Annotated in this window: 15 protein-coding genes; 8 read left to right on the top strand and 7 right to left on the bottom strand. The window is 50.9% G+C overall.

All coding sequences use genetic code 11. From position 1 onward, the window contains the following. Positions 1 to 23: 23 nt before the first annotated feature. On the bottom strand, positions 24 to 905 hold the full coding sequence (locus tag ACJJI6_RS16620; RefSeq protein ID WP_475713466.1) for a lysophospholipid acyltransferase family protein: 882 nt from the start codon (positions 903 to 905) through the stop codon (positions 24 to 26). 164 nt (positions 906 to 1069) lie between these two features. Between ACJJI6_RS16620 and glyQ the strand changes: the two genes are divergently transcribed. The 4 genes from glyQ to ACJJI6_RS16640 all read left to right on the top strand — a co-directional run bounded on the left by glyQ (position 1070) and on the right by ACJJI6_RS16640 (position 8001). Beyond that, on the top strand, positions 1070 to 2026 hold the full coding sequence (glyQ, locus tag ACJJI6_RS16625; RefSeq protein ID WP_282930551.1) for a glycine--tRNA ligase subunit alpha: 957 nt from the start codon (positions 1070 to 1072) through the stop codon (positions 2024 to 2026). Continuing rightward, positions 2026 to 4107: a glycine--tRNA ligase subunit beta gene (glyS, locus tag ACJJI6_RS16630; protein ID WP_444918655.1), complete on the top strand. Its 2082-nt coding sequence runs from the start codon at positions 2026 to 2028 to the stop codon at positions 4105 to 4107. The genes glyQ and glyS overlap by 1 nt, the downstream gene beginning before the upstream one ends. Before the next feature lie 56 nt (positions 4108 to 4163). Further along, positions 4164 to 4715 carry a D-glycero-beta-D-manno-heptose 1,7-bisphosphate 7-phosphatase gene (gene gmhB / locus ACJJI6_RS16635; protein ID WP_444918654.1) on the top strand — a complete coding sequence of 184 codons (552 nt, stop codon included), beginning with the start codon at positions 4164 to 4166 and terminating at the stop codon, positions 4713 to 4715. Positions 4716 to 5019: 304 nt separating this feature from the next. Further along, positions 5020 to 8001: a S8 family serine peptidase gene (locus ACJJI6_RS16640; RefSeq protein WP_475711304.1), complete on the top strand. Its 2982-nt coding sequence runs from the start codon at positions 5020 to 5022 to the stop codon at positions 7999 to 8001. Between the two features lie 66 nt (positions 8002 to 8067). Here the strand turns inward: ACJJI6_RS16640 and ACJJI6_RS16645 are convergent, their stop codons facing one another. Both ACJJI6_RS16645 and ACJJI6_RS16650 read right to left on the bottom strand, forming a co-directional pair. After that, positions 8068 to 9342, bottom strand: coding sequence for a serine hydrolase domain-containing protein (locus ACJJI6_RS16645; RefSeq protein ID WP_444892436.1), 1275 nt, complete (start codon positions 9340 to 9342; stop codon positions 8068 to 8070). A gap of 426 nt (positions 9343 to 9768) precedes the next feature. Beyond that, positions 9769 to 10764 (bottom strand): GlxA family transcriptional regulator, encoded by a 996-nt coding sequence (locus ACJJI6_RS16650; RefSeq protein WP_444915111.1) that lies wholly within the window; start codon positions 10762 to 10764, stop codon positions 9769 to 9771. A 272-nt stretch (positions 10765 to 11036) separates the two neighbouring features. Here ACJJI6_RS16650 and ACJJI6_RS16655 point away from each other — a divergent pair, with 272 nt between their 5' ends. Further along, positions 11037 to 12224 (top strand): class I SAM-dependent rRNA methyltransferase, encoded by a 1188-nt coding sequence (locus ACJJI6_RS16655; protein ID WP_475711306.1) that lies wholly within the window; start codon positions 11037 to 11039, stop codon positions 12222 to 12224. Between the two features lie 71 nt (positions 12225 to 12295). Here the strand turns inward: ACJJI6_RS16655 and ACJJI6_RS16660 are convergent, their stop codons facing one another. Further along, positions 12296 to 14476 (bottom strand): TonB-dependent receptor family protein, encoded by a 2181-nt coding sequence (locus tag ACJJI6_RS16660; RefSeq protein WP_475711308.1) that lies wholly within the window; start codon positions 14474 to 14476, stop codon positions 12296 to 12298. 230 nt (positions 14477 to 14706) lie between these two features. Between ACJJI6_RS16660 and ACJJI6_RS16665 the strand changes: the two genes are divergently transcribed. Both ACJJI6_RS16665 and ACJJI6_RS16670 read left to right on the top strand, forming a co-directional pair. Then, the gene (locus tag ACJJI6_RS16665) at positions 14707 to 15153 is read left to right on the top strand and encodes a GNAT family N-acetyltransferase (RefSeq protein ID WP_475711310.1); all 447 of its coding nucleotides are present in this window, start codon (positions 14707 to 14709) and stop codon (positions 15151 to 15153) included. Positions 15154 to 15292: 139 nt separating this feature from the next. Continuing rightward, entirely contained in the window at positions 15293 to 15973 is a 681-nt protein-coding gene (locus ACJJI6_RS16670) for a phosphoadenosine phosphosulfate reductase domain-containing protein (RefSeq protein ID WP_444911839.1), read from the top strand. A 221-nt stretch (positions 15974 to 16194) separates the two neighbouring features. Here ACJJI6_RS16670 and ACJJI6_RS16675 read toward each other — a convergent pair whose 3' ends face one another. Beyond that, entirely contained in the window at positions 16195 to 16701 is a 507-nt protein-coding gene (locus ACJJI6_RS16675) for an SRPBCC family protein (RefSeq protein ID WP_282930559.1), read from the bottom strand. A 96-nt stretch (positions 16702 to 16797) separates the two neighbouring features. Here ACJJI6_RS16675 and ACJJI6_RS16680 point away from each other — a divergent pair, with 96 nt between their 5' ends. Then, positions 16798 to 17691, top strand: coding sequence for a LysR family transcriptional regulator (locus tag ACJJI6_RS16680; RefSeq protein ID WP_475711311.1), 894 nt, complete (start codon positions 16798 to 16800; stop codon positions 17689 to 17691). 251 nt (positions 17692 to 17942) lie between these two features. On the opposite strand, the gene ACJJI6_RS16685 is transcribed toward ACJJI6_RS16680, so the two are convergent. Both ACJJI6_RS16685 and gyrB read right to left on the bottom strand, forming a co-directional pair. Then, positions 17943 to 19724 carry a hypothetical protein gene (locus tag ACJJI6_RS16685; protein ID WP_475711313.1) on the bottom strand — a complete coding sequence of 594 codons (1782 nt, stop codon included), beginning with the start codon at positions 19722 to 19724 and terminating at the stop codon, positions 17943 to 17945. A 315-nt stretch (positions 19725 to 20039) separates the two neighbouring features. After that, positions 20040 to 22460 (bottom strand): DNA topoisomerase (ATP-hydrolyzing) subunit B, encoded by a 2421-nt coding sequence (gyrB, locus tag ACJJI6_RS16690; RefSeq protein WP_444959780.1) that lies wholly within the window; start codon positions 22458 to 22460, stop codon positions 20040 to 20042. Between the last annotated feature and the right edge of the window lie 11 nt (positions 22461 to 22471).

Here is a 22471-nt window from a genome sequence, read left to right on the forward strand (position 1 = left end):
GTGGGGGCTTCTATGAAGAGCCCCTACTTTTTCTTGCGGTAAATTTTACTCTTGCCTTCCGGCTGTTTCCTGAAGCGCTTGTATTCCCACTGATACTGCTCTGGTGCCTGGGCAATACAGGCCTCCACTCCCCGATTCATCGCCGCCAGGGAAACTTTCTGCTCATCGCTTCTAATCGCATTTTCAGCGGGGAGAAATACCAGTTCAAAACCTTCATCGACACGTTTGCCGAAACCAAATACCACATGGCAGTTGGTGCGCTGAATCAAGTTGTGGGCGAGGGTCATCGTCAACGCGGGACGGCCAAAGAAAGGGGCAAAATCCCCCCCCATATCCGGCTCTTGGTCCGGTAACACCATCGTCACATGGCCCGCTTTCAGACATTTGAGCAGGGAGCGAACACCGTGAATATTGGTCGGTACCATGGTCGCATTGGTTTTCTCCCGGCCACCTCGAATCACAGGATCCAAAGCCTCAATTTTGGGAGGCTGGTACAACGCCATAGACGGCCCCATAGCAGCCAGGTACATGCCAAAAATTTCCCAGTTGCCCGTATGCGGCATCAATACCAAGGTACCGCGACCATCTTCTTTTCCTTGAAACAACAACTTCTCGTTGCGGACGTTCACAATAGTCTTCTTATTCGTGTCCCAGGAGTGATGCCAAATATTGGCCATCTCAAAACCGTTGATTGCAGTATTCACCACACTTGCACGCGCAAGCTTCTCACGCTGTTTCGGGTCCATGGCTGGGTAGCACTGAGCCAGGTTAATCCTACTCAGGCGTAGTCCTTCCGACCGGGTCCACACGGCAACCCTGCCAACGAATCGCCCCAAACGCCGCGACCAAGATAGCGGGAGTTTACCGATTAATTGCAGTGCCCCGACAGCAAGGCGCCCTTTCATATCCACTAAGTTACTTCCTATACAAAGAGCCGCATCTTAACGGCAATATTGCCAAAGTATGGCCAATGAGCTTTTTCATGCGGCTATAGCGCTTTAAGCACAGCAGCCGCTGCCGCTATAATTGCGTCCCTTTGCCCACAGCAGATACTGATCCGGAGATAGCGGTGTCCAAGCAATACGATCTCAGTACCTTTCAGGGACTCATTTTTGCCCTGCAGGATTATTGGGCGCGCCAAGGGTGCGTCATTCTACAGCCTCTGGATATGGAAGTGGGCGCCGGCACCTTTCATCCAGCGACCTTCCTCCGTGCCATAGGCCCGGAAAACTGGAATGCGGCCTATGTACAGCCCTGCCGCCGCCCTACCGATGGCCGCTACGGCGAGAACCCCAACCGCCTTCAGCACTACTACCAATACCAGGTAGTAATGAAACCATCCCCGGACAATATCCAGGAATTGTACCTCGATAGCCTTCGCGCCATGGGCGTAGATCCCGCTGTCCACGATATTCGCTTTGTTGAGGATAACTGGGAATCCCCAACCCTGGGCGCCTGGGGCCTCGGCTGGGAAGTTTGGCTGAATGGTATGGAAGTTACCCAGTTCACCTACTTCCAGCAGGTTGGCGGCCTCGAGTGCTACCCAGTTACCGGCGAGATCACCTACGGTCTTGAACGTATCGCCATGTATCTGCAAGGTGTCGAGTCTATCTACGATTTAGTTTGGACCCGCAACCCGGATGGCAGCCCCGTCACCTACGGCGACGTTTTCCATCAGAACGAAGTGGAAATGTCCCACTACAACTTTGAACACGCCGATGTGGAGTTCCTGTTCGCGACCTTCGATCACTGCGAGCGCGAGAGCACACGCCTGATTGAGCTGGGCCTGCCGCTCCCCGCTTACGAGCAAGTTATGAAGGCCTCCCACGCCTTCAACCTTCTGGATGCGCGCCACGCCATCTCAGTGACTGAGCGCCAGCGCTATATCCTGCGCGTACGAACCCTGGCCCGCGCCGTGGCACAGGCTTACTACGATGCGCGCCGCGCCTTAGGCTTCCCCATGGCAGATGAAGCACTGCGGGCAGATATTTTGGCGGAAGACATCGAGCAAGAGGAGAAGCAGTAATGGCTCAGGATTTTCTGGTAGAGCTGGGCACCGAAGAGCTGCCGCCCAAGGCGTTACACAAATTAATGAGCGCTTTCGCCGATGGTATTACCCAGGGCCTCAAAGGCGCCGAGTTGTCTTTTGGCGAAGTTAAAGCCTACGCAGCCCCACGTCGCCTGGCGGTAGCGGTATTCGGTTTGGCAGATAAGCAGCAAGACAAACAAATTGAAAAGCTGGGCCCGGCTGTCAAAGCCGCTTTCGATAAAGAGGGTAAGCCCAGTAAAGCCGCTGAGGGGTTCGCCCGCAGCAACGGCGTAACTGTTGAAGAGCTGGGACGCAAAGAGACCGACAAAGGCGAGCGCTTGGCCTTTATCAACGAGCAAAAAGGCGCTGAAACCGAATCCCTGTTAGCGAGCATTGTCGAGAAGGCATTGGCGCAACTTCCAATTCCCAAGCGTATGCGCTGGGGTGCGCGCCGCGAGGAGTTCGTGCGCCCGGTGCACTGGCTCGTCATGCTGTTTGGCAACAAGGTAGTAAACGGTGAAGTACTCGGCTTAAAAGCCGGTAACACCAGCCGTGGTCATCGCTTCCACTGCAATCGCGAGCTGGAGATCCACTCCGCCCACGACTATGCACAGGTTTTGCGCGAACCCGGCTACGTAATGGCTGACTTTGCCGAGCGCCGCGAAGCCATTCGCGCCCAGGTGATTGCCGAAGCCAACAACGTCAATGGTGAAGCGGTCATCGATGACGATCTGCTCGACGAAGTGACTGCATTGGTGGAGTGGCCTGTTGCCCTCACCGGCCGCTTCGAAGAGCGCTTCCTGGAAGTACCCGCTGAAGCCCTGATCTCCTCCATGAAGGAGCACCAGAAATATTTCCATGTAGTAGATGAAGATGGCCAGTTGCTGCCTTTCTTTATCACCGTGTCCAATATCGAGAGCCAGGATGCCGCCCAGGTTATCCACGGCAATGAGCGCGTAATCCGTCCGCGCCTGGCGGATGCCGCCTTCTTCTTTGAGACAGACAAGAAGACCAGCCTGGAATCACGACGCGAGAAACTGCGCCAAATCGTATTCCAGCAGCACCTGGGTAGCGTCTACGACAAGACTGAACGGGTAGCTGCCTTGGCCCGCACCATCGCTGAGAAAACCGGAAGCAACGGCGACTGGGCCGAGCGCGCTGGCCGCCTGTGCAAGTCAGACCTGGTTACCGAGATGGTGTTCGAGTTTGCCGATATGCAGGGCATCGCCGGCTACTACTACGCCGAAAACGACGGTGAGCCGTTGGATGTAGCCAAGGCCATGTACGAGCAGTATATGCCCAAGTTTGCCGGCGACGAGCTGCCCGCCAGCGACACCGGCACTGTAATTGCCCTGGCGGATCGCCTGGATACTTTGGTCGGCATCTTCGGCATAGGCCAACCTCCCAGCGGCTCCCGCGACCCCTTCGCCCTGCGCCGCGCCAGCCTGGGGATCATCCGCATCCTCATAGAGAAGCGTCTCGACCTGGACCTGCGCGAATTGCTGGAATTGGCCCGCGACAGCTATCCGCGCACTGCCCTGGGTGAATATGACAAGGTGGTGGAACAGACTCTGCAGTATGTACTGGAACGCTTCCGCGCCCGCTACGAAGACCAGGGTATCGCCACCGAAGTATTTATGTCCGTTGCCGCGCGCAAGCTGTCGCGCCCGCTGGATATCGACAACCGCGTGCACGCGGTCAACGCGTTTAGCCAGCTGCCAGAGTCTGGTGCTTTGGCCGCCGCCAACAAACGCGTTTCCAATATCCTCGCCAAGTTAGACAGTGCTGTACCCAGCAGTGTGGATGAGGCTCTGTTGCAGGAGGAGGCGGAAAAGGCTCTGTTCGCCGCAGTACAGGTTGCCCGCACAGAAGTCGAGCCTCTGTATAGCGATGCGCTCTTCGCTGAGGGCCTCGCCGGCCTGGCTGGCCTGCGTGAAACCGTAGACAGCTTCTTCGACCACGTGATGGTAATGAGTGACGACGAGCAACTGCGCAACAACCGCCTGGCCCTATTGGCCCAACTGCGCGCACTGTTCCTCGAAGTTGCCGATATTTCCCTACTGGTTCCTGCCAAGTAATGACTTGAAGAGGCGGGGCATTAACCCCCCGCCTCGCAAATCAGGGAGATACGAATATGGCAATTATCATTCTCGGCCGCGACGGGGTGATCAACGAAAACCCCGATAAATTCGTCAAATCCGCCGACGAATGGCAACCCCTGTCCGGCAGTATTGAAGCGCTGGCAGCGCTCAGTCAGGCCGGCCATCAACTGGTGATAGCCACCAATCAGAGCGGCCTGGCGCTGGGCCAATTTGACCTGGATGACCTGGAAGAAATGCACGCTAAAATGCGTGCTCAGGTGGAAGATGCCGGTGGCGAAATCGCCGCTATTTTCTACTGTCCCCACGGCCCTGAAGATAATTGCCGCTGCCGCAAACCCCTGGCGGGTCTGCTGGATGCCATCGAGGCTGAATTTGATACCAGCCTGCACGACTGTTATTTGGTCGGAGACAAGCTGGCAGATCTTTATCTGGCGTTGGAGAAGGGGTGTAAACCCGTTCTGGTAAAAACCGGTGCAGGTGATCAGACGTTACAGCACCTGATCGAGCAGCCGGATCCCCGCCTCGCTAATACTTCAGTATTTGTTGATCTTTCGCATTTTTCTCAGTTTCTATTATCCCCCTAAATCACTCCCTCTCTCTTTTCGCTAGATGATTCAAGCGACCAATATCTAACCTGGCGCACCATTTTTGCGATCTGTTGTTCAGCTAGGCGCCAACATGTTGAGCTGTATGGCGCATTCCTTTAAAAGCAACTAGCGGGAAGGCGAGCCCATTGTTGTATCAATGATTCGTGCCAAGCCAAGGATGGGTAAGGCTTAAATGACGCTCTGAACATTCCTGTCGGGGGAAAAGGAGTAATGCCCCCGGCGACGAGCTCTTTTAAGCCTTTTGTTGCCGCCTGCACAAAACAATAAAAGGGATACTTCAATGAAAAGAAAAATTCTTACTGCCCTGACAGCCGGTATGTTGTTATCCAACAGTGTATTTGCTGAATCAGCCACAAGTAAGTTTGCCCCCAGTCAAAAAAAACCAAAAAAAGTTTACATTGTTCAACTGGACAGCGAACCTCTGTCCTCCTATAGCGGTACCATCCCCGGCTTATCGGCCACCAAACCGACCAAGCGTGGCAAAATCGACCCCCAAAGCAGTAGCTACCAACACTATTCCAATTTCCTCCGGTCGCGGCGGGAACAAGTTCTATCCACCGTTCCCAGCGCACACACTGTTCATGAATACGACACCGCTTTTAATGGCTTCGCCGCCGTAATGAGTGAAAAGGAAGCGGCTGCTCTGCGCGGTCGCGCCGACGTTAAAGGTGTTTGGGAAGATGAATTACTAAAGCCCCATACTGACTCCACTGCGGACTTCCTCGGCATCACAGATATGCCCAGTCCATGGCTTTGGGGGATTACGGGTGAGGATATTGTTGTAGGTGTTATCGACACGGGGATCCACCCTGAACACCAGAGTGTCGCAGATATAGCTACACCGTTACAGGGCAACCTGGGGCCCCAAGTTCCCTACGGTTCAATACCCGACAGCTTTACTGGTGACGGTTGTGAATTTGGAAACAGTGACCAAAACCCCAACGACGCTGCGTTTACCTGTAACAATAAGCTGATTAAGGCCAAGTCATTTTCCGATGCCTTCCTGACCAACAACGAATTGGCAGATTACGAATTCCTGTCAGCCAGGGATGCAGACGGGCACGGTACCCACACCGCGACCACTGCCGCCGGTAACTATGGCGTTATTACCCCGGATGGAAAAACCCTTACCGGAATGGCGCCACGAGCCCGCATAGCGGTGTATAAAGTGTGCTGGGATGCTCCAGACCCCGATGATAGTGGTTGCTCGTCCGCCGACTCCATGGCGGCTATTGATGAAGCCGTGGCCGATGGTGTGGATGTTATTAACTTCTCGATAGGTGGCGCCAGTACCACCTTTAGTGGTGCCGATGACATCGCATTTTTATTTGCCGCCGATGCCGGCGTTTTCGTCGCCACATCTGCCGGTAATAACGGACCAGGCCCAGAGACCATGGGAACCCCTTCAGGGGTTCCTTGGATAACCGCAGTCGGCGCCTCTGAAGATGACCAGAGCTTCGGCTTAGCCCTACAAGTATCCTCACCAGAGTCGGTTTCCGGCACTTACGAAGGACGCGAGGGTAACGGCACAGTAAGTCTGGAAGAGGTTGGAGCAGTCTCTGCTGAGGTTGTTCTCAGCGAGCCGTTAGAAGCTTGTAGCGAAGTCACTAACAGCGAGTCTTTGGAGGGCAGTATTGCTCTGGTAAGACGTGGGGGTTGCTCCTTTACCGATAAATATAACAATGCTGCCGATGCCGGAGCCTTGGCTATCGTCGTTTACAACGATGGTACTGCAGACGATCGCATCAACCCGATTTCCATGTCAGCCCCTGATACCCGTATCCCCGGAATGATGATCTCGTACTACGAGGGCGAAACTCTCGCAGCCAGTAGCGAAGTTTCTGGGGTTATCGATCCATCTCAATTGATCCCCAGGGAAGACCGCGTCGCAAACTTTTCATCTCGCGGCCAGAACGGCGGAGCTCCGGATATTATCAAGCCGGATATCAGTGCCCCGGGGGTTGGCATTATCGCGGGGATTTCTCCAGTGTTAAGCGGAGGAGAACTATTCGGAGCCCTCAGTGGAACTTCTATGGCCAGTCCCCATGTCGCCGGTGTAATGGCCATGCTGAAACAGGCCAACCCCCACTGGAGCCCGGCAATGGCCAAGTCCGCATTGATGACGAGTGCACGCAATGACCTACGCAAGTCTTACGGACTAGCGGATGCAACACCATTTGATATTGGTGCCGGTGCCATAGTGCCCCGTGACGCCTTTAAACCGGGTCTGGTTTACGATGCGGGCTTCAATGATTATCTCGCCTTCCTATGTGGCGCTGAACTCCAGCCCGAGATGGTCGATAGCACAACCTGTGATGCTTTGACGTCCCTGGGATACTCTAGCGATTCCAGCGACCTGAACCTCGCTTCTATGGGGGTCGCCGACCTCCTCGGCAGCCAGACCATCAAACGCCGGGTTACTAGCGTCGCCCCCGGCCAGCGTTGGTATTGGGCATCCATCAACGCGCCACTCGGTATCGATGTAGATATCAACCCGAAAGTGCTACGCCTCAGGGAGGGAGAGAGTGCTGAGTTTGAGGTGACCTTCACCGCCACAGAGTCCGCCGAAATGAATACTTGGGTCTTTGGTGACCTCACCTGGCAATCCGTAGGCTCCCAGATCAGTGTGCGCAGCCCAATTGCTATTCGGCCTGTTCCTCTAGCTGCACCACAGCAATTAACTGGCAGCGGCACCGATGGCAACCTCGAACTCAATGTGGGCTTCGGCTACAACGGTGATTTCCAGGTGAATGTCACTGGCCTGGCGGAGGGTGAGGCCACTACAACCACTGTTGAAGATGGCGATGTTCAAGTAATTTTCTTTGATATACCTGAAGGAACAGAGCTTGCGCATATCGCTATGTATGATGCCGATGTGGGCGACGGTAGCGGAAGTGACGACCTAGACCTGGAAGTTTATGGCCCAGCGCCAAACTACCCCGAAGTCGGTACCAGCGGCAGCGCCACTTCCGCAGAGTCAGTTTCCCTGGCTAACCCCTCTCCCGGTCAATATGCAGCCGTTGTTGTCGATTATGCGACATCCGCCGGCCCCACCAATTTCAGCTTATTCAATTTTAATCTGAACGGGGACAATGGAAATACCGCAGTGGATGCGCCGGCTCAAGCACAGATTGGCGGAACTGGGGTAGTTTCTTTGGAGTGGATGAACATTACTCCCAATACCCGCCATCTTGGTATTTTGGCTCATGGTGACGGAGAAAAAGAATTTTCCGAAACTCAGGTCATGATTAATACTCAATAGGCCTCACACGCTAATAATTGATGGTAAGAAGTGAAAGTCAAAACCGGCCGGAGTTTGGCCGGTTTTTTATTCGCAATTGAGTGTATTCTGCTGATGAATAAAAGCGCTCGCTATGTCTAGGGATACTCGACCAAAGTCCCAAAAATCTTTTGTCTTTCGATTGATATTCACAGCAACAGAAAGCTGATATTCCGGTAATATCATTAACCAACTCTGACTGCCACGACTAACTCCGCCGTGATTGGCCACTTTTGTTAATCCTACCTCAGGGATTTCTACTTCAGTCACCCGCCAACCCAAGGCATAGTTTTGTTCATTCACTTCACCATTGGCCAATTTTTGTGGCGCCCAAAATATCTCACGGACTCCTGGGGACAAGTAGTCTGCTTTCAGGAACTGAGCCCCCAGTCTCACCAAGTCACTGGGTGTGGAAATAAAGCCTCCCCCCGGCAGGCGATGACTTAAATCCACTGGACGCCATTCCCGCAGGCGAAGGGCACTGCCAGACAAGCCATTACTTTTGTAGAAACGAGCAATATTACGTTCTATATCACCATTCAGTGGCGATACCTCTGTGCTGTTCATTCCGCTAAGCGTAAATACCTCATCATGCATCACTTCCAGATAAGGTTTGTCCTCAGCACCAGCCAAAACGGCTCCCAGAAGAACTGTGCCCAAAGTACTGTAATAAAAATCGGTACCCGGTTCGAAAAGTAATTCACTAGCATCAAAAATTCCCAGAGCCCGATACATATCTTCATAGTGAACATCCAGTGCCAGAGTTTGATACAACCCCAGCCAATCGGAGTTCTTTTTATAATGTGGCAAGCCAGACATATGGGAAGCCAATTGGCGCGGGGTCATTGACGCCCAATCGGGGTTTGGTAAGGGTTCCAAATAATTTGAGATAGATTTATCCAGATCAATAGCCCCCCTCTGTACCAAACGCGCCAATGCGGTTCCTGTTAAAGCCTTAGAAGTGCTACCAATACGAAAGCGAGTCTCTGTAGAAACAGGTACTCGCTCTTCTAAATCGGCCCAGCCGGCGGCCCCTGCCCAAACTACTGCACCACAAGCAGATACTGCCGCAGAAATTGCCGGAGCACCGATTTTCTCACGATGATCTTCAATTGCTTTAAGCGATTGCCCTGCGGCAAGCTGCAATCCAATATCGGAAAGTTCTTGCGTGGACGGCGCTTTTGTAGGTAGAGCCTGCCACCCCAATGGACTTAACGGCACTGCATTTAGTGACCAGGCATAGAATTGATAAACTGGCCACAACATATAAGTAAAACCACACAGAAGTGTGGCCACGCTCATCAATATGAGCTTACGTCTCATACCCCCTCCGAATTAAGCTTTAGGTCTGTTGCCCGATTTAGAAGCAAGCTTGACACAATTAAAAGTGTCGCAGGAGACACATTTACGACCAATTCCGACACGATTTTAGGTCGGCCCTAGGTCTCAAATTTTATTCTATTCCCATGTTTCCTAAGCGGTGAACAATATCGAAATTTATTTTTAGATTTTTCCATAAAGAAGTATTTCATTGGCAAACTAATAAACTCTAGCGCCATTAGGGTATTCATAGGTTTACCTCCAACTCAGTAAATTTTCTCTAAAGTTGAAAACTGACCTTCAATAAACAATTATTAAAAATTCCGTTTGGGAGAGATTTAAAGAATCATTTACTTTTTAACTAGGCTAAATATAAATCTCCCAAATTAAATATTTACAATTGTCTGCAAGTAATTAATAACTATATTTTTAGTGAAAACGCTTTCGATATTCACTCGGCAAAATACCCTTGTGCTTTTTAAAGGCTCTTCTCAATTGCTCTTGGGATTGAAACCCACAGAGTTTTGCCACTTTATCCTGTGACTGATTTTGTTCGGAAAATAATTGGCAAGCTCGTTCCACTCTTATTTGCTCTAGAAAACGAGCAGGCGTTACACCAAGCTCTCGCACAAAGCTTCGGGCAAAATTCCGTGGGCTCATAGCCGCTTCCTGAGCCAGCCTCTCCACCGTTAGAGGTTTCTTAATATTCTGGTACATCCATTCAATTAAAGTTGCAAAACGATCGCTGTTTATCTGATTTTCCAATCGCACACTAAATTGCTGCTGTCCTCCATCTCTCTTTAAGTAGAGAACAAGAATTCGAGCCAGGTTGAGTGCCAAGCCCCTCCCATGGTCCTCCTCAATCATCGATAGAGCCAAATCAATTCCAGCAGTAATTCCGGCCGACGTATAAACATTACCGTCGCGGACAAAGATGGCATCCGGATCCACTTCTACCTGGGAGAATCCCTGCAACTCAGGAACATCCGCCCAATGCGTCGTAGCACGCCGCCCATTGAGAATGCCTGCGTTGGCGAGCATCAAGGCCCCACTACAGATTGAACCAATACGAGCAACTTTTTTCTGCTGCTCAGCCAGCCACTCCAGAACAGAACTATTGGCACAAGCGCGCTGACAGGAGTCCGGTGGCATGCCGCTCACTAACAGGGTATGAATCCCCTCAGCTTCATGAAACGGGAGGTCTATAAAAACCTTAACCCCTGTCGAAGTCGTAACCGGACCAGACTCAAGTCCCACCAACTGAATATCATAGAAATCCTGGTTGGAACGCCCTTGTTTGCGCAACTGATCATTTGCCAAGGCAAAAACCTCTAGGGGACCTGTGATATCCAGGCTAGTTGCACCCGGGCAGACCACCATGGCGACTTTCCTAGCTCCATTTTGTGTTTGTTGGTGCTTATTCATCTCGGCAGTTTTCCACAACGGCTGGGGATAAGAATGATTTACAGGCGCCAGATTCTGCCAGTTATAGCCAGCTTAGACACCCTGTTACCCCAAATTGATAGTCATTTTCTCCGGTACTGACGTATAAACTTTGACGGATATGAGTAACCCTCGGGTGACTATTGGTTCTTAAAGCTCCGAACGAGCCATACATCAGCTTGAGGCTTGACCTTCACTTAGCTGTCCGCACAATTGGCCCCTAATTTGTACACATCAACGGAGATCCCCTTTTGGTGGAGTTAATACTGAATCGAGGCGCAGAGCGCCGACTCAAGCGTGGCCACCTATGGATTTACAGCAATGAGGTGGACACTAAGCGCTCTCCATTAAAGGGAATTGATGCGGGTAGTCAGTGCCAAGTTCACGATAGCCAGGGCAAGCTGCTCGGCACAGCCTTTGTGAATCCGAGCCAACTTATTTGTGGACGAGTAGTCAGCCGCAATTCTGACTTTTCCACAGATACTGTTTGTGAGCGCATACAAACTGCATTTGAACAGCGCCAACGGTACTTTTCCCACCCCAGCTACCGGATGGTATACGGTGACTCTGACTGGCTTCCGGGCTTGGTAGTGGATAGGTTTGGGGATTATTTAGTAGTCCAGGTCAGCAATTGGGGAATGGAGCGCTACCAACAAACGATTGTGGATAAGTTGGTGGAGCTGGTTAACCCCAAAGGCATCCTGCTGCGCAATGATCATCAGGGGCGCGCAGTTGAAGATATGCCGCTGGTACACACCGTAGCCTTTGGAGATGTACCCGAGATGGTCCCGTTCGAGGAGAACGGCGTTCCACTTCTGGCCCCGGTACACCAGGGGCAGAAAACCGGTTGGTTTTACGATCACCGGGAAAACCGCAGGCTGTTGAATCGCTGGGTCAACGGCAAAAAAGTATTAGATCTGTTTTCCTACGCGGGCGGTTGGGGTATTCAGGCACTGGCCAATGGTGCGGCAGAGGTAGTGTGCGTAGACGCCTCTCAGCAGGCCTTGGACTGGTGTTTGCTCAATGCGGATCACAATGGATTCGCCGACAAGCTCAAAACCATCCAGGGTAAAGCACTGGATGTCCTCAAAGGGTTGGTCGCAGAGGGGGAGAGGTTTGATGCGATTGTGCTCGACCCACCCGCTTTTATTAAGCGGAGGAAAGATCATAAAGCCGGCTTGGCGGCCTATCGCCATATCAATGAACTCGCAATGCGTTTGTTGGCGAAGGATGGGCTGTTAGTAAGCGCTTCCTGCTCTATGCATCTGCAATCCGATGAGCTTCTCGACTGTATCCGTGGCGCCGCTCACCGCTTGGGGCGCCCAGCCTCAATTCTGGCCAGTGGTGGTCAAGGGGCCGATCACCCTGTGCATCCAGCAATTCCGGAAACCAACTACCTAAAAGCTCATTTTGTACATCTCGGGGGAAACACCAATAAGTAGGTGCTCATGAGCCCCACAAGGCCTCGGTAATGACCGGGGCCTTGTTCTCAGATCGATGAGCCTACTTCAGGTCAAAAGACATACTTCATGCCTAAAGTGGCAGTGCGGGGCCGATTTGCACGGGCGCCATCTGGGCTGCGGCTAATAATAACCTGCTCATCCAACAGATTATCCACCTTCAGGTAACCGGTCAGGTCAGCCATGAAATCGTAATGCGCAGCAGCATCTACAACCCAAAATGACTCGGTATAATCAAATTGGTCGGTATCTCCCCGGTTGCATTGGGTATTAACACACATCTCGTCCTGATAGGCTGCAGTCAGGTTCAAACGCCAAGCAGCGCCGCTATCCAGACCCGCAGATATCGCAAAGACATTTTCTGGGAGGTATTCGAGATTGTCGCCCGCAAGCAGGTCATTATCGTCACTATCTTCACTGATTTCTGCATCAGTAAAGGTATAGGTTGCCCGCACCGGTAGTATCCAGCCGTTTGTGAGCACCCACCCACTCCCAAGCGTAGCTTCCAGCCCTTTGATTTCTGCTTCACCCAACTGGTAGGTACCACTCTCGGCACCATTGGGACATTTCACCGCCACCGAGCAGTTTTGCACAGCATTTTCATAGTCACTGTAGAAGGCGATCAATTCAGCATTCAGGCTTCCGTTATCGAAGCGAGCACCCCATTCATAGTTTGTGGATAACTCCGGCCCCTGGCCATCGGCTGCACCTGCGCCGGGAGGGGCGAAGCCGCGGTGCACACCTGCCAGCAGGCTCCACTGTTCGCTTGCTTGGTAAACAAGTCCCAAGCCTGGCAGCCATTCATCCACCTGATTGGAGCGATAGCTGCCCTTCTCGGTGCGCTCGGCGTCGTTATAACGCTGCTGCTCGGTCTCTATATCCTCGTAGCGAAGAACAGCAGTGAGAGTCAGCTTATCGTTCAGCTGGATATCGTCGTAGATAAAGAACGAAGTTGCATCTGCTTCTTCAACACGGTTATTGCTGCTTTCTTCAGCGGTATCGGGAATATCTGTGCTCAGATACACCAATTTGCCATCAACCTGTTCATAGTTTTCCACAGGCTGGAATCTATCCACTTCGTCTCGATGCTGGCGCACTCCAAAGGACAGCTCATGACTAACGGAAGCAGTATTAAAGCGCCAATCGGCACTGATCTGCAGGCCCTTGGCCTCGTACTCACGATTGTTGTGCTTAACACCAAAGGTGTAATCTTCAGTACCATCCAAAACCGCTTGAGGGTCTAAAACTCCATCAACACTGCCGCCGGTATTAACAGCATCTATCAAGTCACCCTCGCTGACCTTAAACCAGTCGCGCTTGAACTTGTTGTAGTAAGCCTGGGTATGCAAACTAAAGCTTTCGCTCAGTTCAATACTGTGGTTCAGCTGGATAGTGCTGTGGCGATTCTGCATTTCATCCAGGGCGCTGATACCGTATCGACGGTTTGGATCTTTCTTAAAGTCGGCATCCGTTAGGCCCAGATAACTCATGCCAGACTCCTCTTCGGAGTACTGAAGCTTGATATCCAACTGCTGGCGATAAGTTGCGTCTCTATCGGAACTGATACGACCCTTTAACAGATAGTCTTCTTTAGCAATATCTGCGCTGCCGGCACTATCGATTTCTCTGAATCCATCTGCATACTGCTGCTGTGTTTCAAACAGCCAGCCAGTATTTTCTGTACTGGCGCCATAATGAGCATGCAAACGGGTCTCACCAAATTCTCCGGCCTCTAGTTGCACCATACCTTCACTGGCAGTGGGAATAGGTGTGCTCAACATATTGACTGCACCACCCACGGTGAATGGGCCATATTGCAGAGATCCGGGGCCTTTCAACACCTCAATTGCATTCATGCGGCCCGCACTGGGGAAATAGTAAGCTTCTGGTGCAGAGTAAGGAGCCGGAGCCACTAACACTCCATCTTCCATCAAGGAAATTTTGGCGGAGCGTCCCCCTTGGGCACCGCGAATCCCGATATTCGGACGCAATCCGTAGCCATCTTCTTCAAGAATGTAGACCCCAGGAACTGAGCGCATCATGCGATTGATATCTACAAACTCGAATTCGGCTAACTCATCAGCATCAACCAAGTGTGCAGAGCCAGGCAACTTGGAAATAGATGAGGAGTCGCCGATTACTGTTACGCTCTCCAGCTTTTGCTCGGCTAAAGTCGGCGCAGCAATAAGAGTGGCTATCGTAAAGGCCAGGGGTGTAAATGGAATGTGCTTCATGAACCCTCCAAGGATTATTAGTAACCTTGAGTCATTGTTTTTATAAATACGAATGATTGTATTTTAACATTCCCATTACACTTTATTTACACTCTTATTTTTGTTGTTTAGCATCACGAACTTCGTTGGAGTGCCTGCAACTTTAAGGTTTTCTTATAAGCAGATGTTTTCTAGGATCTACTCTTCGATCTGACTAGCATTGGGCTCACGTATCCGCTTCGGGTGTGCCCATGATTAGAAAGGCAAAACTCAAAGAGCTGGACAGGTTGGAGCAACTTTGGCTACATGCATCAGCGAACTCCCACCCCTCCATACCCCGCCAGTTTTGGGTGGACCGTATAGCTCAATTTCGTAAAGACTGCCGTAACGCCACTCAATGCCTGGTATATACCGATCGCAATAATGCTGTCGCGGAAGCCTTTATCACGCTGCTTAGTGACGGTATCGTCACCCACCTCTGTGTCAGTCCTTTATTTAGCGGTTGTGGAATCGGCACTAACCTCATTTCTTCAATTCGTGACCGGCGTTACCCACTAAAGGCTGAAGTACTTCGTGAGAATCTTCGCACTCGATACTTTCTACAAAAGCATGGTTTTGTGGAGGTGGAGCGCAGCTATAACGTGGAGTATGGCCAGCATTCAATCTCCATGCAGTGCCCCAGGGCATCTGCAAGATAAAATTTGCCGCACTATGCCCATTGAATAGTCTTTCCCTTATAACTGAAGCTTATTGAATCACTTCTTTTTATTGTTTCTACGCGACTCTTGAACCGGGTAGCATGCCTCCCATCATAATTTTCCTGAGCGCTGAATTTTTATGGGACGCAACGCTTCCAGCCAAACTTTACAGCCTATTCCAGAACGCACCTTTCATCACGATGCGGACCTGGAGTCCATGAACCTGCGTTTCGCTGGCGCCAAGCCAAGCGAAATTATGCAATTCACTATGGAGCACGCTCAGAACCCGGTGGTTTTTACTAATTTCCGCCCATTGGCGATAGCCTTTCTCCACTTGGTTACGCGCGCCAAACCGGATATCCCGGTAATTTGGGTGGATCATGGATATAACACCCCAGAAACCTATCGCCATATTGAAAACGTGGTCAAATCTCTCGATTTGAACCTGCGCACCTACTCACCGAAGATGTCCGCGGCCCACTACAACGCTGTGTACGGGGGAATCCCACAGCTGGATACCCCTGAGCATGACTTCTTTTCCAGGACCGTTAAATTGGAGCCGTTTAACCGCGCTATGCAGGAATTGCAGCCGGATGTATGGCTAAACGGTATCCGCCACGATCAGAATTCGCACCGCAAAAACCTGGATATTTTCACCCAGGGCAACCACGGTACTATTCGAGTGGCACCGATGTTCCACCTCAAGGAAATCGATGTGGAAGAGTATGTTTACGAGAATGATCTTCCCGATAACGATATTTACTTTGATCCAACTAAAGGTGAGGAGCACCGGGAGTGCGGATTGCTGTTGGAAAAATAGAATGGGCTACTCGGCGAGGACTAGCGTACTTCGCCTATCTCTTTAACAAGACCTTCTATCCCAGCCGTTTTTAAAGTAAATACTTTTTACGTATTTACCGAATAATAAAATCTATTACAAAAGGCGAGTCTCGACTCGCTGTATTTTTTTAAAAAGGAGACTCTTCTATTTACTTCCGCGTAAATCCAGAAGAGTCTTTAAATTACTTATCATGCGATAGGCTAGGCAACTGCCCCTTTTGCAAGATGACCTCCTTTTTCCATGTAAATTTTCAGGTCCTTCAGCATTTGCTCAAATTGAGAGCCAGTCATCTTCTTCACCACAGGACTCAACACGCCTCCTAAAGCATTTAACTCCATATTTGCGGTGAAATTCACTGTTGTGCCTCCACCAACAGAGGGGCTTAATTTAAATTGAGATAAACTCTTTTTAACGGGGAATCCCGGTGGCGTATTTTTGGTTTCAACCGAGACATCCAGTTCATAGTTTTTCTCATCAAACCTTGTAATAGTTTCATCTGCGACAAGACCCGACGGTCCCTTATTTGTCAGGACACAAACCCGGCCTTCTACACTCGCATTTTCAACAGGTTTTCCCTCCTTAGCGAAGGAGTGAGGGATTAACGTCATCCACTCGTAAGCTGTATCAAAATCAACGGCGAGGACTTTCCAGACCTCATCAATTGGGCGGTTAATTGCGATTTCTCGGTTTACTTGGGCTTCTTTCATCTCTGATCTCCTGGGTTTCTCTACGGAGTGCTATTGACGGGAGACAGATTAACTGGACACTGTATGCAACGGAATACAGCAAAATAGGACATTGTGTTGCATAAAGAGTCCATCGATTGGGGAGATATCCAGTTCTTTATCGCGGTAGCCAGGAGTAAGAGCGCTCGCAGCGTTGCTGACGACTTTAAAGTCAGCCATTCCACAGTTTCTCGCCGTATTGATGCCCTGGAGGAAAAGCTCCAGGCCAAGCTGTTTTATCGCAGCTCCAAAGGCTATCAGCTGACGGAGGATGGCAAGGCGATGCTCGACTACGCCCAATCGGCAGAGCAGTATCTAAATGCCGCGCAGAAGCATTTACAGGGGGGGAGTAACCAGCTGTCCGGGGAAGTTCGCATCACTATGCCGGATGTAGTCGCATCGCACTTAATTATCCCCTACCTAAATGACTTCTCACGTACGTATCCAGAGATCAACGTACAGCTACTGGTTACTAGCCACGTTCTCGATTTGGAAAGTCACCAAGCCGACATAGCACTTCGTATTCTCCCCAAAGGCGACGTCGATGTTTCGGATCGACTTGTTGCTCGCAAGCTCGCCGACCTACCCAGTTGCTGTTACGGTTCTCCGAGGTATATCGAGAAATCCGTACCTGACGATGGCCACTGGCTCGGCTGGAGTGGCGATGACGCCACATTGAATTGGGCCAAAGACACGCCCTATCCACAGATGCCTTATCAGCACCAGATTAATCACGGCTTGATACAGCTAGAGGCAGTTAAGAGTGGACTGGGGCTGGCCAGGCTGCCCTGCTTTCTTGCAGATGGTGCTGAAGGAGTCATTCGGGTCCCTGGGGCAGCCCCATCCAGCCTGCATGAACTGTGGCTAGTCTCCAACCCAGAGCACCGCAATGTTATGCGTTTTAAGGTTTTTAGAGAGTTTATCGTGGAATTGTTTGGCCGTCTGAATGATAAGTTAATAGGCAAGGCTTAACTATATCGACTGATATTTTTCTAAAAGTGATGGGATGTATTGTGACTTTAGTGATGGCTCAATACTGATTTACACGCTTTTTGGCCATAATTTGTGCTGGCCACTCCCCAATGTTCTGGGAGCTAATTGTCAGAGTGGATACTTGGTAATGGGGTAATCGGTTCATCCACTCTCATCACCAAGCTTTATATTGTCGCAAAGTAAGCTCTATTACTGCCTACTTTGCGCCTTCCCTAACTTCTACTAGATAGTTACATCCTTGTAGTTGAATTCACCAACACCTCACCTTCCGCGTAGAGTTCACAACGGTCCCTTATCTGGTACTGCTTTCGCTGTTCCTCACAGGCTAGAAGAGCACTTTGATTCGCCTCAGCTTGGGTGCTTCCGCCATCTTCGTTAAAACCTGCCACAAATGCGCCACGATAGTCCGCAGCCATTGCCAGGGCTTTGTTTCCTGAGTACTTCCTGTAAGTTGACATTAATTGACCCAAACCACTGATCTCAGGCTCGAACTCCAACCCCTCTTCCTTCTCCAACTCATCCAGCATCGACTGCAACTGTGCCCGCGAGCCCTCCTCTGTAATTTGCATGAATAACGGTTGGGAGACTTTTACGAAGAGATCTTTATCTCGGTCTAGGTAAAGCTCCAGCACATACCACCAAGCGATTCCTGTTTCTCTCGGTGCACGTAAATACGCCTGCTCTAGTATTTCCGTATACTTCTGGCGGGGATACCCTAAAACTTGCATTGTGATCGCCAGTTCATGCCAGTACGCGGGTACTTCCCCACTGGCATTAACTAGTTGAACATATTTATCCCGGATACGTTTCATATTTCCAGGGTTGGGGAACCCCTCCTCCGCCAAGGCAGCCGATAGATCATTTTTTGCCTGGGCTTCAAGATACCAGGTTTCTTCGTGGTACTGCGCCGGAATAGAGTTCAAGACTTCCTCAGCTTGGGAATAATTTCCTTCGCCTGTCAGAGCAATGGCCAGTGCCGAATTTAACGATGGGCTAGAAGCCTGCTTTTCATCTGCATAGGCAATATATTTCTCTAGTACTTCGGAACCCTGCTCTGAAATTGCCATGAAGTAGGCCAGCTCTGCGACTGCGGTACTACTGTCCATCAGGTTAACGGAGGGGGATTTAACGATACCTTTATCAGAAAGCTCCCCCTCGTAATAATTGAAATGACTTCTCGACAGTTTCTTATACTGCTCATTGAGTTCTTCAAAAGTCATTCCCAGAGCTTCAGGTAGGCTCGCAATTGGATCACCGCCGGCGTTGTAAGCCTCCAAATATTCATTTAAGGCTTTATTTCTATCCGTGTCGAAAATCATCCAGTGAGCTAACATCCATCCACTGGCATAAAGTGCCTCGGTATCTCTTACATTCAGAGAGCCAGGTGTGGCTGAAAGGAGTTTATCCAGAGACAACTCTCTCGCTCGATTAAGACTAATCGCTCGATCAACCGGTATTTTCCCAAAGCTGTACTTTGCATTTTCATCAAAATCTACAGTGGAAAATACCTCAGCAATACCTTCACTAAACCAGTAGGGGTAGAGGTGCTGGCTTCCACTGTAGGTCAAAAAATGCGCATATTCATGAAACAACGTCTGACGGGCCGGATTGTCAGGAAGGGCACGATTTCCGTTTAGGTTTAGTAATGCAAAACTCCCATAAGCAGTATTATGGAACTGTCCAATGACAGTTCTAGATGACTCACTACCACTAACTCCTTTAAAGCTGAGCCGGTCATCCAGAGCGTAAATGGTCAGCTTCTGTTGATCTGCTGAATACTTGATATATCGTTTCGCGAAAATCCGAAATCGTTCTAAGTCTATTGCCAGCTTTTCAACTTGCTTGGGGTTGTCATTGGTAACGATCCGAAAATGTTCGGTTTCGATTTCATACCACTCGGAATTCACTAATTTCTGTGTGCTTGTGCAACCGTATAAAGCTAGTGCAATCACACCACTGATAGCTATCAAACGACGAGTATCGTCGAGAATAGAAGAGATGAAGTTCCCCATAAGTCTTATGGTCCGCCTAATTTTATTTGTTCGTAGAAATAGATAAGTAGGAAGAACATCTATAATTTTTTACTTTCTAAAAATACAGCAAAAATATTGCTTGGCCAAAATTTACCAAGAATTTTATTGTTTACTTTAATTGTTTGTCAGTAATTTCAGGCTTTAACGGAAAGGAGGGTATCTGATCGACGAGGCTCTTTTGACGGGACGAAAAACAAAAATATTGAATTTGCGGCTAATTATTTTAAGCGGAAAAAATACCCACAGTAATTCCCCTTTCGCGGAGTTACTGTGGGATTTTCGGAAAAATGACAATTAGACGTCGAGGTTTTCCACCGCCAATGCGTTGGTCTCGATAAAGTCACGGCGGGGCTCCACCTGATCGCCCATCAAGGTGGTAAAGATCTGATCTGCTGCGATAGCATCTTCAACGGTTACCTGCAGCATACGGCGGCTCTCTGGGTCCATGGTGGTTTCCCAAAGCTGCTCTGGGTTCATTTCTCCCAGTCCTTTATAGCGCTGAATACCGTAGCCTCTGCGACTCTCGCCCATCAGCCAGTCCATCACTTCAGGGAAGCTGCCAACAGGGTGCTGCTTCTCGCCGCGCTGGATAAAGGCACCCTCTTCCAATAAACCCACCATTTTCTCACCCAGAGCGCAGATAGACGCGTACTCGGCGGAATCGAAGAACTCGTGGTTAATCAGGTAGTCACTACCTACACCGTGAGCCACGATATGGATATGGGGCAGGAATAGGCCGCGCTCGGTGTTCTCCTGAACCGTCACTTCGTGACGACGGGTTCCACCACTTTCTTCGTCACCAAGTTTCTCCTGGAGCTTCTCACTCCAAGCTGCGACTTTCTCCTGGGACTGGAGGTCTTCCTGAGACAAGCTGGGCAGGTAGATCATGCTGCGCAGCACTTCCTCGGGGTACAGACGCGACAGGCGGTCGATTGTCGCCAGTACGCTGCGGTACTCGCCTACCAGGCTTTCCAGGGAGGCACCAGAAAGCCCTGGGGCGTCCGGGTTCACAAACAGCGTGGCGCCTTCAAGGGCGGCGTTGGTGAGGAACTGGGTCAGAGCGCCCTCATCCTTCAGGTACTGTTCCTGTTTGCCCTTGGAGATCTTATACAGCGGCGGCTGGGCGATGTAGATGTGGCCCCGCTCGATCAGCTCCGGCATCTGACGAAAGAAGAAGGTGAGCAACAGGGTACGGATATGGGCTCCATCCACGTCAGCATCGGTCATGATGATGATGCTGTGGTAACGCAGTTTATCCGGGTTGAACTCACTCTTGCCGATACCACAGCCCAGTGCGGTAATCAGGGTACCCACTTCGGCACTGGAGAGCATCTTATCGAAGCGCGCTTTTTCCACATTGAGGATCTTACCCTTCAGCGGCAGGATCGCCTGGGTACGGCGATCGCGGCCCTGCTTGGCAGAACCACCAGCGGAGTCACCCTCCACCAGGTAAATTTCAGATAGTGCCGGATCTTTTTGCTGGCAATCCGCCAGTTTTCCGGGCAGGCCGGCAATATCCAACGCACCCTTGCGGCGAGTCATTTCACGGGCCTTGCGTGCCGCCTCACGGGCTTTGGCCGCGTCGATCATCTTGGTGACGACAGATTTGGCTTCCTGTGGGTTCTCCATCAGGTAGTCTGTGAAGTGGTGGCCCATCTCCTGCTCTACTGCGGGTTTCACTTCGGATGAAACCAGCTTGTCTTTGGTCTGGGAGGAGAATTTCGGGTCCGGAACCTTCACAGAGATAATCGCGGTGAGACCTTCCCTGGCGTCATCGCCAGTGGTGTTCACCTTGTCTTTCTTGCCCAGGCCTTCCCGCTCGATATAGCTGTTCAGGCCACGGGTCAGGGCTGCACGAAAGCCCGCCAGGTGGGTACCGCCGTCGCGTTGGGGAATATTGTTGGTATAGCAGAAGATGCTTTCCTGGAAGCTATCATTCCACTGTAATGCCACCTCTACTGCAATGCCGTCTTCACGCTGGCTCTGGAAGTGCAGAACCTTGTTAATCGGGGTTTTGTTCTGGTTGAGGAACTCCACAAAGGCACTCAAACCACCTTCGTATTCATAGACCTCTTCCTTACCACTGCGCTCGTCCTTCAAGACAATACGCACACCGGAGTTCAGGAAGGACAGCTCGCGCAGGCGCTTGGCCAGCACGTCGAAATGGAATTCGATATTGCTGAAGGTGTCCTCTGAGGGTTTGAAGTGCACAGTGGTGCCGGTGGTATCGCTGTCACCCACGACTTCCAGGGGTGCCTGGGGCACACCGTGGTGGTAGGTCTGCTCGTGGATCTTGCCACCGCGACGGATAGTCAGCTTCAGCTCCTTGGACAGAGCATTTACCACCGATACCCCTACCCCGTGCAGACCGCCGGAGACCTTGTAGGTGTTGTCATCAAATTTACCGCCCGCGTGAAGGACGGTCATAATCACTTCTGCTGCAGAAACCCCCTCTTCCGGGTGAATCTCTGTCGGGATACCACGGCCATTGTCCGATACGGAAATGGACTCATCTGGATGGATGGTTACGCGGATCTCATCACAATGGCCGGCCAGCGCTTCATCGATGGAGTTGTCGACCACCTCGAATACCATGTGGTGCAGACCGGTGCCATCGTCGGTATCACCAATATACATTCCGGGGCGCTTGCGCACCGCATCCAGGCCTTTTAATACCTTGATACTGCTTGAGTCATAGCTTTGCTGCTCTGACATTTATTCGCTCC

The organism is Microbulbifer maximicatervae (SeqCode), from assembly GCF_056232625.1.